The 15,136-nt window shown below is 71.3% G+C and carries 10 protein-coding genes; 7 read left to right on the plus strand and 3 right to left on the minus strand.

Annotated features, from left to right (window positions below; all coding sequences use genetic code 11):
* Positions 1–179: 179 nt before the first annotated feature.
* Entirely contained in the window at positions 180–758 is a 579-nt protein-coding gene (locus ACFY3L_RS01150) for a TetR/AcrR family transcriptional regulator (protein ID WP_389317173.1), read from the minus strand.
* Between the two features lie 90 nt (positions 759–848).
* Here ACFY3L_RS01150 and ACFY3L_RS01155 point away from each other — a divergent pair, with 90 nt between their 5' ends.
* The 3 genes from ACFY3L_RS01155 (at position 849) to ACFY3L_RS01165 (ending at position 5,657) form a co-directional block, all read left to right on the plus strand.
* Positions 849–1,295 (plus strand): anthrone oxygenase family protein, encoded by a 447-nt coding sequence (locus ACFY3L_RS01155; RefSeq protein WP_389317176.1) that lies wholly within the window; start codon positions 849–851, stop codon positions 1,293–1,295.
* A gap of 141 nt (positions 1,296–1,436) precedes the next feature.
* Positions 1,437–2,507: a hypothetical protein gene (locus ACFY3L_RS01160; RefSeq protein WP_389317179.1), complete on the plus strand. Its 1,071-nt coding sequence runs from the start codon at positions 1,437–1,439 to the stop codon at positions 2,505–2,507.
* A 489-nt stretch (positions 2,508–2,996) separates the two neighbouring features.
* Complete coding sequence (locus tag ACFY3L_RS01165) at positions 2,997–5,657, plus strand: ATP-binding protein (protein WP_389317182.1); 2,661 nt, start codon at positions 2,997–2,999, stop codon at positions 5,655–5,657.
* Here ACFY3L_RS01165 and ACFY3L_RS01170 read toward each other — a convergent pair.
* Together ACFY3L_RS01170 and ACFY3L_RS01175 are read right to left on the minus strand one after the other, a co-directional pair.
* Positions 5,651–6,616: an anti-sigma factor RsbA family regulatory protein gene (locus tag ACFY3L_RS01170; RefSeq protein WP_389317185.1), complete on the minus strand. Its 966-nt coding sequence runs from the start codon at positions 6,614–6,616 to the stop codon at positions 5,651–5,653. The genes ACFY3L_RS01165 and ACFY3L_RS01170 overlap by 7 nt on opposite strands.
* A complete protein-coding gene (locus ACFY3L_RS01175; protein ID WP_389317188.1) occupies positions 6,613–7,464 on the minus strand; it encodes an MEDS domain-containing protein in 852 nt (283 codons plus the stop codon). The genes ACFY3L_RS01170 and ACFY3L_RS01175 overlap by 4 nt, the downstream gene beginning before the upstream one ends.
* 513 nt (positions 7,465–7,977) lie before the next feature.
* Here ACFY3L_RS01175 and ACFY3L_RS01180 point away from each other — a divergent pair.
* From ACFY3L_RS01180 to ACFY3L_RS01195, 4 genes are read left to right on the plus strand one after another with little or no spacing between them, the layout of a single operon-like run.
* A complete protein-coding gene (locus ACFY3L_RS01180) occupies positions 7,978–9,246 on the plus strand; it encodes an ABC transporter substrate-binding protein (protein ID WP_389317191.1) in 1,269 nt (422 codons plus the stop codon).
* A gap of 18 nt (positions 9,247–9,264) precedes the next feature.
* Complete coding sequence (locus tag ACFY3L_RS01185) at positions 9,265–10,242, plus strand: carbohydrate ABC transporter permease (protein ID WP_389317194.1); 978 nt, start codon at positions 9,265–9,267, stop codon at positions 10,240–10,242.
* A gap of 26 nt (positions 10,243–10,268) precedes the next feature.
* Positions 10,269–11,132 carry a carbohydrate ABC transporter permease gene (locus ACFY3L_RS01190; RefSeq protein WP_389319121.1) on the plus strand — a complete coding sequence of 288 codons (864 nt, stop codon included), beginning with the start codon at positions 10,269–10,271 and terminating at the stop codon, positions 11,130–11,132.
* Positions 11,129–15,109 carry a glycoside hydrolase family 38 C-terminal domain-containing protein gene (locus ACFY3L_RS01195; protein ID WP_389317196.1) on the plus strand — a complete coding sequence of 1,327 codons (3,981 nt, stop codon included), beginning with the start codon at positions 11,129–11,131 and terminating at the stop codon, positions 15,107–15,109. Before ACFY3L_RS01190 ends, ACFY3L_RS01195 begins: the two co-directional genes overlap by 4 nt.
* Positions 15,110–15,136 lie beyond the last annotated feature (27 nt).

A 15,136-nucleotide genomic window follows, 5' to 3' on the forward strand; every position in this document is an offset into this window, starting at 1 on the left:
GTCCAGGCGGTGCATGGCGCGGCCGCGAGGATCATCGCGCCGATCCGCAGCAGCGTAGACGGATCGGTGGAGTCGTCGGCCGAAGGCTCGTTCTGCCGGCCTTGGTGACGCATCACCGCCAGGTCGTCGACGGGACCAGGCACAAACGGCCTCGGCTGCGTGCCCGCCGGGACGGTGTGTCAGGCGATGGCGAGCCGGTCCACCAGCAGCTGCACCCTCAGCTCGGCGCACTCCGGTAGCAGGCGGCCCGCGCGGGTCAGGGTCGCCAGGCCGTGCAGGGACGCCCAGAACACCTCGGTGAACAGCCCTGGGTCGACGCCGTCCCCGGCGACCTCGCTCAGGCTCTCCATCAGCGCGGCGAAGGCGTCCTTCAGCGGTTCGGGGGTGTCGTCCTGCGCGTACGTCAGACCGCCGTCGAGCTGGAACAGGGCGTCGTAGACCGCAGGGTTGTGTGCGGCGAAGTCGAGATAGGCGCGGGCCAGGGCGGTGACCCGGGCGCGCGGGTTGTCCTCGGCGGAGGTCGCGGCCCGCACCGCTGCGGCCATCTCGGTGGCGCCTTGCAGGGCGACGGCGCCGATGATCTCCCGTTTGCCGCGGAAGTGGCTGTACAGGACGGGCTGGCTGTATTCGATGCGCTCGGCGAGGCGGCGGGTGGTGACCGCGTCCCAGCCCTGCTGCTCGGCGAGTTCGCGGGCCGTCGCCACGATGAGCCGCTCGCGGACCGCCTGCTCGCGCTGTTTGCGTTCCTGTGTCGCCATGAACTGATCCTAGCACTGCTAGACAATCGAGCAGTGGTACTGCTAGCGTTGCTCTGTCAGCTAGCGCTGCTAGATTTCGGAGGTACAGTCATGCTCAACGCTCTTGGGGTCGTCACCGTCGTCATCGTCGGGCTGATGGTGGGGGTGGAGTTCTCCGTCGCCTTCATCATGAGCCGGATCCTGAACGCGCTTCCCGGGGACAGCGGCCAGCTCGGCCACGCCCACGGCGGCCGGATGCTCGGCGCCCTGATGCCGTTCTGGTACATCGGCTCACTGCTGCTCAGCGCCGTCTGGGCCGTGGCCGGATGGCAGGACCACGGCGCCGGACTCGTCGTCACCGCCGCCGGCCTTCTGGTCGTCAGCGTGGTCATGTCGATGCTGCTGCTCGTCCCGATCAACAACCGGAACAGGACCTGGACCCCCGAAAACCGGCCCGCCGACTGGAAGCAGCAGCTGGGCAGGTGGAACCGCTACCACTACGTCCGCGTCGCCGTCATCATCGCCGCCTTCGCCCTGCTGGCCGCCGCGCTCGCCTGATGGTGGTCAACGGCCTGTTGATCATGCGCGAGACCCGCACGGCCGGGGCGGTTCGGGACACCACCGCCACCGTTTGACGGTCCGCACGGCGCTGATCACCGCAGGCAGCGGCCGCACCCTCGCGGGTTGTACCGTGCGCGGATGTCCCAGCCATCGCGCACCCCGGTAGCCCTCGGGCTGACCGCGGTCGGGTTCGCCGTCCTCGGCCTGGCGGTCCTGCTCTACGGCACTTACATCGGAGTCCGGGACATCCTCGAGGTCGTGGCCCAGGACGTCGGCGCCGACCTCCCCGCCGACGTGTCCGAGGCCATACTCACCGCCGACGTGTTCGAGGCCTTGCTGCCGGCGACCCTGCTGGTGGCGGGATTGCTGGTGTGCGCGGGACTGGTGCTGGCGGGCCGGGACGCCGGGCGCGCCGCGCTCGTGTGGCTGTGCGGCGTCGGGCCAGTCGTGACCCTGACGCTGTACGCCAATCGCGGGCGCCTGTTCGGCAGCTGGGATTTCGGCGGGTGGATCGGCTTACCGGCGTGGGTGGGTGTGCTCGGTGTGCTGGTGGCCATGATCGGGCTGGCCGGAGCGGCGGTCATCCTCGGCGTCCCGGCCGCCCGCCGGGCGTTCGCGGCGACCGGCACCGACCATGCCGGCATCGAGCAGGCGGGCTGGACCGGACCGCCGGCGCCGTTGCGGGCGGCCGTGTACCGGTTCGCGGTGGGAGGAGCGCTCAGTCTTGCCGGGCCCGTCTACACCATCAGCGACGGCCTCGTGGACGGCGACCTGGCGGACCTCGCCAACGCTGCCGGCCTCATCTTCCTGGCCGGCGCCGGCGCGATCGCTGTCGCGGCCGCCGGGGCGTCCTGCGCGGCGTGGGTCGCCGGGCGCGGCTGGCCGAACGGGGCGCACATCGCCCGGATCGCCGGGGTGCTGCTGCTGCTCCTGCAGGTGTTGTCCCTGTACTGGGCCACCCGCACCACCACCGCCGGCCTGCGCTTCGACTTCCTCGAGCTCAAGCTGATCGGCACGCTGATGCTCGGGACCGTCGTGGCCGGCATCGCGGCGACCCTCGGCGGGTTCGCCGGGCTGGCCGACCCGCGCAGCGAGCGGTTCCTGCGACCGGCCAGCCGCCCCCTGCATCAGGGTCGGCAGTCCTGGACGGCGGTCGATCCGCGGCCCGCGGACGACCCGGCGCCAGTGGACGGCTACACCGTTCCTTAAGCCTGTCACATCGGCGGAGTGCTTCGTATCGCGCGCGCGGTGCAAAGGTGAGTGGGTGGATGCCGTTCTTGAGGCACCAACCTCGGCAACGCCGCGTGACGCTGCTACCTCCGCGACGCCCTCGGCCCAGCATCAGGTAGGCGTCCAGTGCCGCGCTCAGCTGCTTGATCGGCTCGCCGGTGCGCTGCTGCGCGGCGGTGATGACCTGCTGGTCGCGTGGCCGGCCGCTGTTGATTCCGGCCCTGCCACCCGGCGAACGGCGTACCGTCGTGGGAGAGCACGCGTCGGCGCGCCCTCGGCGCGGTGGGCGATCGGCCCGTGAACTGGCCCCTGCTGTGCACCTGCCGTTAGCGACCAGGGCGCAGCTGCCGGGAAGGTAGCCGTCATATGAGCACGCGGGAGCCCGGCACGGTAGCGGCCTCTCCGGGACCGGTGGGGTCCTTGCGCCGGGCACGGCGATGGCCGCTGCGGTCGTATCTGGTCGGGTTGGTGGTGCTGTTCGTGGTCGCCGCCGGGGTAGGTATCTATGCGGGCTGGGTGCAGGCCCGCCACGACGCGGTCGCCGCAGCCCGGGCTGATGCGTCGATGGCGGCTGGTCTGGCGGCGCGGCAGATCGGCGAGCACCTCGCCGTCGTGCGCGGCACCGTCGACTCCGTCGCGACCAGCCCCGCCGTGACGCAGGTGTTCGTCGACCCCAGCGCCTGCCGGCTGGCGTTCTCCCTCGGCGGCGCCGACGACGGGCACCTGGACGTCCTGCGCCCGGACGGGACCATCGCCTGCTCGTCCAAGCCGCCGCCCGGCGGTACACCGGCGAACGTCTACACCAAGGCGTCCTGGCTGCCCGGCGCGGTGCGCGCGGCGCAGACCATGGCGCCGCTCCGTGACGACCGCACCGGACGGCCCGCCTTCCTGGTCACCGCCGTGGTCCCCGGGCTGGGGCTGGTAGCCGCGTTCGTGGACCTGCCCGCCCTCGGCGCGGCGGCCGGCAACCTGTTCGGCGGCCCCCGCCACCTCGAATTCGTGATCACCACCGGGGACCGCTCGACCGTGCTGACGCGGTGGCCCGACGGGTCGCGGTGGGCCGGCACCCCGGTCCGCGACACCCGGCTCACGATGCACGACGACGGTACCGGTGCGGGGGCCGACGTGACGGGGCGGAAGCGGTTGTACGGCAGGAGCGCCGTCGAGGGCACCGGCTGGCTGGTCCTCGCCGGCGCGGACCGGTCGGCTGCGCTGGCCGGCGCCGACCGGCTCGCCCGGCATCAGGCTCTGATCGTGGCGCTCGGCCTGCTCGCGGGGCTGCTGGCCACCATGCTCGTGCAGCGGCGTGTCACTGGCCCGATCGGCAGGCTCCGCACCGCCGTGCACACCGCCACCACCTCCGGCAACCTGGACACGACCGTCACGGTCACCGGCCCTCGGGAGGTCGCCGAACTCGGCGAGGAATTCAACACACTGCTGACCACCGTCGACCGGGAGCTGCGGGAACGTCGCCGCGCCGAGGAGGCTGCCCGGGAACACGAACGCAACTACCGGCAGATGTTCGACGCCAGCCCCAACCCCGTCGTGGTCTTCGACGCCGACACCCTCGACATCGTCGCCGCGAACGCCGCCGGCGTGACCTACTACGGCCGGTCTGAGGAAACCCTCCTCACCATGACCTACACCGACCTGCTCGCGCCGCAGGAACCCACCGCGCGGGACGCCGCCGCGGCGACAGGCGATCCGTTCGGCCGCGACCGGCCGCAGCGCCACCTCAGGCACGACGGCACGATCACCGAGGTGAGCGTCACCACCTACCTCGCGTCGTTCGCCGGGCGGAAGGTCCGCTGCGCCGTCATCACCGACGTCACCGAACGCGAACACCTGCAACGGCGGCTACGCCAGTCCGACCGGCTCGAGAGCCTCGGCCAGCTTGCCGCAGGCGTCGCACACGACTTCAACAACCTTCTCGGCATCATCAACGGCTACGCCGGCATGGCCGCAGCCGACCTGGCACCGGTGGCCGCAGCGGACCCCACCTGGCGCACCCTGCACGCCGACCTCACCGAGATCGTCGCCGCCGGCGACCGCGCCACCGCCCTCACCCGCCAGCTGCTGTCCTTCGCCCGCGCCGATCCCGCACCCGAGACCCGGACCCTGGACCTCAACGCCGTCGTCACCGGCCTCGGCACCCTGCTGCGGCGTGCCCTCGGCGCGGACATCGCCCTCACCACCAACCTCACCGCGCAGCCGTCGCCGATCAAGGCCGACCCCAGCCGCATCGAGCAGGTCCTGGTCAACCTGGCGGTCAACGCCCGCGACGCCATGCCCACCGGTGGCACCCTCACCATCGAAACCGCACCCGTCACCGTCGACGAGCACTACGCCGCCCAGCACCCGGGCGCACGAACCGGCCGCTACATGCGGCTGCGGGTCAGCGACACCGGCACCGGCATGGACAAGGCCACCCTGGAACGAGCGTTCGAACCGTTCTTCACCACGAAACCCAAGGGCCACGGCACCGGTCTGGGCCTGGCCACCATCTACGGCATCATCACCCAGGCCGGCGGCCACGCCCAGATCTACTCCGAACCCGGCCACGGCACCACCGTCACCGCGCTGCTCCCGGTCACCGACGACCGCACCGAACCGGACACCATCCCGGCGGAGCAGCACCGGCCGGGCGCCGGCGAGACGATCCTGCTCGTCGAGGACGACGACAGCCTCCGCGCGATCACCGAACGCGTCCTGCACAACGCCGGCTACACGGTCCTGTCCGCCGCCGAGGTCGCCGCCGCCCAACAGCTCGCCGCGGCGAACCCCGACATCGCACTCCTGATCACCGACGTCATCCTGCCCGGCATGCACGGGCCCGCCCTCGCCGCGATCCTGCACCGCAGCCGACCTGAACTCCCCGTCGTCTACCTGTCCGGCTACACCGAGACGATCCTCGCCGTCCGCAGCACCATCCCCGCGGGCGCGACCCTGCTCACCAAACCGGTCAGCGCCCACCAGCTCCTGCACACCGTCAGCCGCGTCCTGGACCAGAGCACAGTGCGGGCCCTTGCACCGCGGCCACACCGACGTGGCACCGCGGCGGTGTCGGCGAACAGCGACACCGGCGAGCAGCGCCGGCCCACCGCAGACCAGGGGCTTGCGGATCAATAGGGGGCTGTGTGCTGGTCACCGGCGACGAGGCGGATGGTGAAACCGTCAGCCTCACGTTGCAGGCTGACGTAGGCGCACAACTGGTGCATGAGCCACAGTCCCCGGCCGCCGGACGAGCGGTCGGCGACCGGCATGAGCCCGGCGAACGGGTCGGCGGGGCCCGGTCCGACGTCGCGGACAGCCACCACCATCCGGCCGCCGGCCGCCCAGATCCGCACGTCCATCGGCCCTGCCCCGTGCAACCCGGCGTTGGTGACGGCCTCGCTCACGGCGACTTCCAGGCCACCGAGGTCGTCCAACCGGAGCCGGGCAACGTCGGCGACGGCGTTGACCGCCGCGCGGGCCTGACCGGGTGACGGGTCCGTCAGGTACATCAGCGGCTGCTGCCGCTCGAGCGGGTCACGCCAGCCGGTCCTCGGCTCGGCAAGGACCGTGACCGGGTCGGTGAAGGCCGGGTTCGGGTGGTCCCCGGTCGCGGTCGCCACGTACGGGTGGGTGCGGCGCACGTCGTGCAGGACATGGGCCGGGGTGGTCCGGGTGTCGTAGGGGCAGAGCCCCCAGATCGGGTAGTCGTCGTAGGCGACGTTGACCGCCGCCTCGTAGCGGGCCCACCAGTCCCACAGCGCCCCCGTACCCGGATGCGGCACGTCCCCGCCGACGCGGATCTGCCCGGCGCCACTGGCGACGTAGTCGGCGAACATCGCCCGGTACTGCCGGATCGCGCCGGCCGGGCGCAGGTACTGCGCGTCGCCGTCGATGAACCGGATGTCGCTGCGGGCGCCGAACGCGTCGCGCACCAGCCGCTGGTTGGCCGGGGCGAAGGCGGACACGACCGGCTCGCCGGCCGCCAGGCCGTCGGTGAAGAACGGCACCACCAGCGCGAGGAACTCGTCGTCGGAGGCGTAGAACCCGGCCTGGTGGAAGTAGCCGCGATGGTCCGCGGCGGTGCCGGTCCTCATGCAGTTACCCGCAGCTCGCGCAGCTCCAGCAGCTCGACCATCGTGTGCAGCACACTGCCGTGGGTCGTGTACAGCACGCCGGTCGTGCCGGCGTCCCGCAGCCACGCCGCGAGCTGCAGCAGCCGCTGGTGGTCGATGAACGACAGACGCCGGGCGTCGATGACCAGCTCACCGCCGGCGCCCGGCAGGTCGACGACGCGCAGGGCCGAGGCGAACAGCGACTGCGCGGCGAGATCGACCTCGCCGGCGAGCACCACGCCGAACGGCGGCTGCCCGGTGCAGTACAGCTGGAACGGCACGGCCACCGACTCGATCCGCGGGTGCAGGCAGGCCACGGCCGCCAGTGCGTCGGGGCTGACGGCGTCGCGCCGGACGCCGCACATGCCGTGCACCGGATGTCCGCTCATGAACCGGTCGATCAGATGCTCGTATCGCAGGTATGCCTCGCCGTGCCGCGGGTCGCCGGCCAGCGCACTGACGTCCGCCGCGACCCGCAGCCCGGTGTAGCCGTCCGCCAGCGCCGTCCGGGCCGCTACCGCGAACAGGTCCACCTGCTCCTGCGGGTCGAACACCAGCCCGAGCTCGTACATCGCATCGACCGCCGCGACACTGGCCTGCCCGCTGAGCAGCGCCGTGGTGAACCCGTCGACGCCGGCCATGTCCGCGGACAGCCCGGCGGGATCTCCGGCACCGATGTACATGATGCGCTGACCAGCGGCCAGCCCCGCGGCCACGAACCGGCCGGAACGGACCCGGAACTCGCCCGGATCGTCGAAGACGACACAGTGATGCTCATGCGTGACCGGCGTGCCAGCTCCACCGAGCACCGGCGCCGATACCTCCACCACCAGCCAACGGTAACAGCGTCCAGCGTTCCGTACCCGGCTGGCGGGCGGCGGTTTGAGAACCCCCTGACGGCCGGATAGCCGCGCGCGCGATCCACTGTTCGGGCGACGCCTGGGGTCGCGTGCCGAACGAACGCTGTCGGCGCTTGATTGCGCAATAGTTGCCAAGCGGACAAACCTAAAGTTTTCCTTAATTCGGTCTTTACAGCCGTAAAGCGAGCGGGCTAGGGTTTCCGGCAGTTGGTGCCGCTCCCGCGAAGTTCGCTGCGGCCGGTGTCAACCGCCGCCGCGAGGGCCGGGTGCACTGCGCTTTGACCGCATTGCATGAAGCCGTCGTCCTGCTAGCGCCTCCGCCGCGGCCTCGCGCCCGTGCCCGGGTCGACCGGGCCGGCGACGGCCCCTCGGCCGAAATCGGACTCGATGACGCACTCGTCGTGCGGCGCTGCCGCGCTGCGTTCCTGGCGTCGCTCCTCGCGTCCGATCCCGCCAGCAGTCCGAACACCTGAAGGAGATTGGATGCGTACCCGCAGGCCCGCAGCGTTGACCGCGCTGATGGTGGGCTGCTTGGCGCTCGTCGCCACGACGGTCGGTGCGTGCGGTTCCGCCAAGCCGGGCCAGACGCAGCTCGTGGTCGAGATCTTCGGCGACCTGGGATACCGCGACCTGTACGCCAAGTACGAGCAGAGCCATCCCGGGGTCAAGATCGTCGAGCACGTCGTCTCGTACGACGACCACCACAAGAACCTGCAGGCGCACCTGCTGGGCGGATCGGGAACCGGCGACATCGAGGCCATCGACGGTGGCTACATCTCGCAGTTCAAGGTCATGTCCGACAAGTTCGTCGACTTCCGGGACTACGGCGCCGACCCGGGCCAGTGGCTGCCGTGGAAGTCGCAGCAGGCGACAGGTCCAGACGGCAGCCTGATGGGGCTGGGAGCCGACGTCGGCGGCCTGGCGATGTGCTACCGCCGGGATCTGTTCGCACAGGCCGGTCTGCCGACCGACCGCGACGAGGTGGCCGCGCTGTGGCCGGACTGGCAGTCGTACATCGCGACCGGCAAGCGGTTCAAGGCCAACGCGCCCGACGGCGTCGCCTGGTTCGACTCCGGTTCCAACGTCTTCAACGCCATGATCGGCCAGGCGCCGGTCGGCTACACCAACGCCGACAACGAGGTGGTGGTGGCGGACAACCCGGCCGTCAAGGAGGCGTTCGACCTCGCGGTCGAGGCCGTGCAGGCCGGTGAGTCGGCGAAGCTGGCGACGTTCAGCCAGCAGTGGAACGCCGGTTTCCAGCGGGGATCGTTCGCCACCGTGGCCTGCCCGGCGTGGATGACCGACACCATCAAGCAGAACGCGCCGCAGACCAGTGGCAAGTGGGACATCGCCAGGATCCCCGGCGGCAGCGGCAACTGGGGTGGCTCGTTCCTGACCGTGCCTAAGCAGAGCAAGCACCGCAAGGAGGCCGCCGAGCTCGCCAGGTTCCTGACCGCACCTGAGCAGGCGAGCTGGGTCTTCCGCACCCAGGGTCACCTGCCCAGCCAGGCGGCGCTCTACGACGACCCCGCGGTGCTCGGCAACACCAACGCGTTCTTCAACGACGCGCCCACCGGCCGGATCTTCACCGAGTCGGCGAACAGCCTGCGGCCGCAGTACCAGGGCCCCAAGGACGGCGACATCGGACCGCTGATCGGCCTCGGGATCAACCGGGTCGACAAGGGCAAGCAACGGCCCGACGCCGCGTGGCGCCAGGTCCTCAAAGACGTCGCGAATGCCACCGAGCCGTAGAAAGGAACGACGAGCCTGATGGCAGTGATCGCACCCCCACCGGTGCTGCCCGAGCGGCCGGACACCACGCCGCAGAAGGTCGAGCGGTGGACGAGCCTGCGCCGCAAGTTCGACACGAGTGGCACCCCGTACCTCTACATCGCACCGTTCTTCGTGGTGTTCGCGGCGTTCGGGCTGTTCCCGCTGCTGTACACGGGCTGGATGGCCGTCAACCAGTGGAACCGCGACATACCCGGCAGCGAGGACACGTTCGTCGGGCTGGGCAACTTCGCGCGGCTGCTGCACGACGACTACTTCTGGAACGCGCTACGCAACACCGCCGTGATCGGCGTGCTGGGCACCGTGCCGCAGCTGCTGCTCGCGATGTGGATCGCCCACCTGCTGCAACGCAAGATGCGTGGCCGCACCCTGCTGCGGATGGGCGTCCTGCTGCCGAACATCACCTCGGTCGCCGCGGTCGGCGTGATCTTCGCCCAGCTGTTCGGGCGGGACCTCGGCCTGATCAACTGGGTGCTCAGCCTGGTCGGTCTTGGCAAGGTCGACTGGCAGGACGGCACCTGGCAGTCGTGGGTGGCGCTGGCCGTCATCCTGACCTGGCGCTGGACCGGCTACAACGCACTGATCTACCTCGCCGCGCTGCAGGCCGTGTCGGACGACCTCTACGAGGCGGCGGACCTGGACGGCGCCGGCCAGTTCCGGAAGTTCCGGACGATCACCATCCCGGCGCTGCGTCCGACCATCATCTTCAGCGTGATCATGTCGACCATCGGCACGATCCAGCTGTTCACCGAACCGCTGCTGTTCAACCCGGGCATGAGCCCGACCGGCGGCGACTCCCGCCAGTTCCAGACCCTCGCCATGTACGTGTACGAGCAGTTCTGGACCCACGGCAAGTACTCCTACGCCGCCACGGTCTCCTGGGCCATGTTCATGATCATCGTGGTGGCGGTCGGCGCGAACTACCTGTTGTCCCGACGCATTCGGAGCTCCTCATGACGACCCTGATCCCGGTGTCCCGGGCCATGACCGGCGGCCGCCGCGTCCGCGGGCGGTCCGCGGCGCCGGGCCAGCGCCGCGCCGGAACGAGGACCTACCTGCTGCTGGGGCTCGTCGCCGCGGTGTCGGCGTTCCCGCTGTACTGGTCACTGGTCGCGGCGTCCAACGACAACTCCGTGGCGGGGAGCTGGCCGCCCCGGCTGCTGCCCGGCAGCCACCTGTGGGAGAACCTGCAGCGGGCGTACACCCAGGCGAACTTCAGCCTCGCCCTGGCCAACTCGATCATCGTCGCGACCGTGGTCACGGTCAGCGTCGTGCTCACCAGCACGCTGGCCGGTTTCGCGTTCGCCAAGCTGCGGTTCCGCGGCCGCAACGCCCTGCTCGGGTTCCTGCTCGTGACGATGATGGTGCCGGCCCAGCTGGGCATCATCCCGCTGTACATCATGATGTCGCAGTGGCTCGGCTGGACCGGGCACCTGCAGGCGGTCATCGTCCCCGCGGCCACGTCCGCGTTCGGCGTCTTCCTGATGCGCCAGTACCTCTCCGAGGCGCTGCCCGACGCGCTGCTGGAGGCGGGCCGGATGGACGGATGCTCGACGCACCGGCTGTACTGGCACGTCGTACTGCCGGCGGCCCGGCCCGTCGCCGCGGTCCTCGCACTGTTCACCTTCATGAACACCTGGAACGACTTCTTCTGGCCGCTGCTGGCGCTGGGCCAGAGCAACCCGACCACCCAGGTCGCACTGTCCACACTGGCCGGTGGCTACTACATGGACTACTCGCTCGTGCTCGCCGGAACCCTGATCAGCACGGCACCCGTGCTGCTGGTGTTCGTCCTGCTCGGCAAGCAGATCATCGGCGGGATCATGCAGGGGGCGGTGAAGGCGTGACCTGGACCGTCTGGCTCATCCCGCACTTCCACTACGACCCGGTGTGGTGGAACACCCAGTCCGCGTACACGCAGACCTGGGACCAATCGCAGGCACCTGACGAGGGCGAGGCGCGCTACGCCTGGCCCGGGCACAGCGCGTTCAGCCTTGTCAAGGCGCACCTGGCGAAGATCGGCGAGGATCCGCGGTACAGCGTGGTCCTCGCCGAGGTCGACTACCTCAAGCCGTACTGGGACACCTATCCCGAGGACCGCGAGCTCATCCGGCGACTGATCGCGGAAGGCCGCCTGGAGCTGGTCGGCGGCACCTACAACGAACCCAACACCAACCTCACCGGCATCGAGACGACGATCCGCAACGCCGTGCACGGCAACGGGTTCCAGCGGCACGTCGTCGGGGGAGTCCCGTCCACCGCGTGGCAACTGGACGTCTTCGGCCACGACCCGCAGTTCGCGCAGGTGATGGCCGGCTCGGGGCTGACCTCGATCGCGTTCGCCCGCGGCCCCTACCACCAGTGGGGGCCGATGCTGACCAGCTGGAACATCCGTGAGCACCGCAAGCCGTTCGCGCCGATCCAGTTCCCCACCGAGTTCGAGTGGGTGTCGCCCGGCGGGGACGGCCTGCTCACCCACTACATGGCCGGCCACTACTCGGCCGGCTTCAGCCTCGACGCCGCCCAGGACCCGCAGACCGCGGCGGCGGAGCTGCACGAACTGTTCACCGAGCTGAGCCCGGCCGCCGCGACCCGCAACGTCATGATCCCGCTCGGCAGCGACTTCAGCCCTCCCATGCGCTGGGTCACCGACCTGCACGCCGCCTGGGAGCAGCGGTACCCGCAGGTGCGGCTGCGGTACGGCCTGCCGCGCGACTTCTTCGCCGCCGTGCGGGACGAGCTCGCCGCCAGAGGCGTGCACGCCACGCCACAGACCCGCGACATGAACCCGATCTACACCGGCAAGGACGTCACCGCGATCGACACCAAGCAGGCCCACCGCCTGGTGGAGACACTGCTGCTGGACGCCGAGAAGTGGGCCACGTTCGCCGCGCTGCACGGCGCCGCCTACCCCGCCGCGGCCGTCGACAAGGCGTGGCGGCTGCTGCTGTTCGGCGCGCACCACGACGCGGTCACCGGCACCCAGTCCGACCAGGTCTACCTCGACCTGGTCGCCGGCTGGCGCGAGGCGTACGACCTGGCCGCCGACGTGGACCGGTCGGCCCGCCGGCACCTGACCCGGCACGTCGACACCCGCGGGGAGGGCACCGCGGTCGTCGTGTTCAACCCCCTCGCACACCCCCGGACGGACACCGTCGGCCTCGAGATCGACCTCGACCCGGCCGCGGGTGTCACGCTCACCGACGACGGCGGGGTCCCGATCCCGTGCCTCACCGAAACTCTGGAGCACGCCGCCGACGGCCGGCCGGGCCGGGCGGTGCTGCGGTGGGTCGCACACGACGTGCCGTCGATGGGCTACCGCACCTATCGCCTGCTGGCAGGCACCGCGCAGCCGTCGGCGTCCACGTGGCACGTCGTCGACGCGACCGCCATCGCCAACGACCGCTACCAGGTCCGTGCGGATCCCGCGCGGGGCGGCGCCCTGACCGAGATCACCGACCTCGCCGCCGGCCGGGACCTCCTGCCGCCGGGCCGGGTGGGCAACGAGCTCGTCTGCGTCGCCGAGCACCGCGACCACCCCGAATTCGGCGAGGGCCCGTGGCACCTGCTCCCACACGCCACCGCCTGGCGCAGCACGGACACCGCGGCGACCGTCACCGTCGAACACTGCCCGATCGGCGAACGCATCACCGCAACCGCGACCGTCGACGGATGCCGCTACACGCAGCAGACCACCCTCTGGTACGGCATCGACCGCATCGACTTCGCCACCGACATCGACGGGTTCGCCGCCACCGACCGGCTCCTGCGAGTGCGCATCCCCTGCGACGTCCCCGGCGGCATGCCCGTCAGCGAGACCGCCGCCGCCGTCATCGGCCGCGGCTACGCCCTGCTCGACGCCGACACGGCAGAGCACCCCCGGACCCTGGACAACACCGCGCACCAGTGGTTCGGCCTCGCGGCGGCGCTGACCGTCCACCTGCACGATCCGCAGGAGGGCTCCGAGCGCTCGCGAGCGGTGTCCATCGCCGAGCTCGTCGTCCCCGACGGCGACGAAGGCCTGCCCTCGACCCGGCGGCTCGCCGTCGGGCTGGCCCGGGCTGGTGTCACCGCCACCGTGACGAACGCGACGGGACACCGGTACGGCGCGCTGGACACCGACTCCAACCTCCCCGACTGCCGCGTCGCGGTCGGCACCCCGCAGCGCAACGGGTTCGTCGCCGAACTCCTCGACCGGGTGCCGGCGCCATACGCCGCCGAACTGGCCGCCCAGCTCGCGGCCACCGGCACGGCCCGCCTCTGGATACCGGCCGAACGACCGCTCGGCGAAATCTGGCGGCCGGGCGCCGACGTGCGCTCGATCCGGGACCTGCCCGTCCTGCTGATCGCCGGCACCGACGCGGACGCCGAACGGAAGGCCCTCACCGAACTCCTCGACGACCTCGGCGACGCGAACGTGCACGTCACGCAGCCGTCCGAGCTGCACCACAGCGAGACGACCGTCGAGGACCACGCCGTCGCGCTGCTCAACCGCGGCACCCCCGGCTTCGCGGTCGAGCCCGACGGCACGCTGAACATGTCGCTGACCCGTGCGTGCACCGGCTGGCCCACCGGAACCGCGACCAACTTCCCGGACCTCAACGCACCGGGCGGGCGCAGCTTCCAGCACCAGACCAGCCGACGCTTCGAATACCACCTGGTGAGCGGCGCCGGCGGATGGCGTACCGCCGGGTTCGTCGCCGCCGGCGAGTCCGTCAACCATCCGCTCACCGCGACCGCCGCACCGGCCGGCGACGGGACGCTGCCGGCCACCGGGTCCCTGCTGAGCGTCGAGCCCGCCGGGGACTTCGTCGTCACCACGGTCAAGCCGCAGGGGGAGCCGCTCGCCACCGGCTCCACGGTGCCCGCCGACGCGTGCGACAGCCTGATCGTCCGCGGCTACGAGCCCCACGGCCGCTCCGGCAGCGTCGCGATCCGCCTCGCCGGCGGTATCGCCTCGGCCACGACCGCCGACCTGCTCGACCGACCCGGCGCGCCCGTCGAGCACGACGGCCGGCAACTGCGGCTGGACGTCGAGGGGTACCGGATCACGTCGCTGGCCCTTACACCGGCTCGCGCCGAACGGGGCACGACACCACTCGCGGCGGGCACCGAACCGGTCCAGCCCGTGTTCACCCGGTACTGGCTGCACAACTGCGGCCCCGCCCCCATGGGGAACCTTCCGGTCACGCTCACCCTCCGGCCGGACGACCAGCCGCAAGACGCCGGCGTGCGGCTGTGCGCTCAGGTCGTCTGCGACGACGCTGACGCCGGCTACGACGGGGACCTGCTCGTCGAGGCGCCATCGGGGTGGACCGCTACCCCCGGGTCGAAGTCCGTGACGGTTGCCGCGGGCGGCCACGTCAGCGTGCCCGTCACCGTGACGGCTCCCGACGACACCGAACCCGGCTGGTACGCGGTCGCGGCGAGCATCACCCACCAGGGCCAGCGGCTGCAGGACGCCCTGGTCGTGCCCGTGGGCCGGCCCGCGCCGGGCCCGTCGCTGCACGCGCGCGCCGACGCCAGGGAACTCACGCTGGCCCCGGGGGAACGTGGTCACGTCCGCGTGCGGGTGAGCCACGACCTGCGGACGCCTCTGCAGGGGCACGCCCAGCTCATCACCCCGCACTACATCTGGCCGTTGACGGACGAGCCGATCCGCGGCTTCACCGTCGCGCCCGGCTCCACGCTGGACGTCGAGTTCCCCGTCGCCGTCCCGGTCGGGACGCCACCGGGGGAGTTCTGGGCCCAGCCCAAGATCAGCGCCTTCGGCCGGATCGCCTACAGCGAACCCGTTCGCATCGTCATCCGCGCCGCCCCCTGATCCGGGCCCACCGCCAACCCTCGGCCT

It is taken from the genome of Dactylosporangium sp. NPDC000521 (assembly GCF_042898305.1).
Taxonomy (GTDB): domain Bacteria; phylum Actinomycetota; class Actinomycetes; order Mycobacteriales; family Micromonosporaceae; genus Dactylosporangium.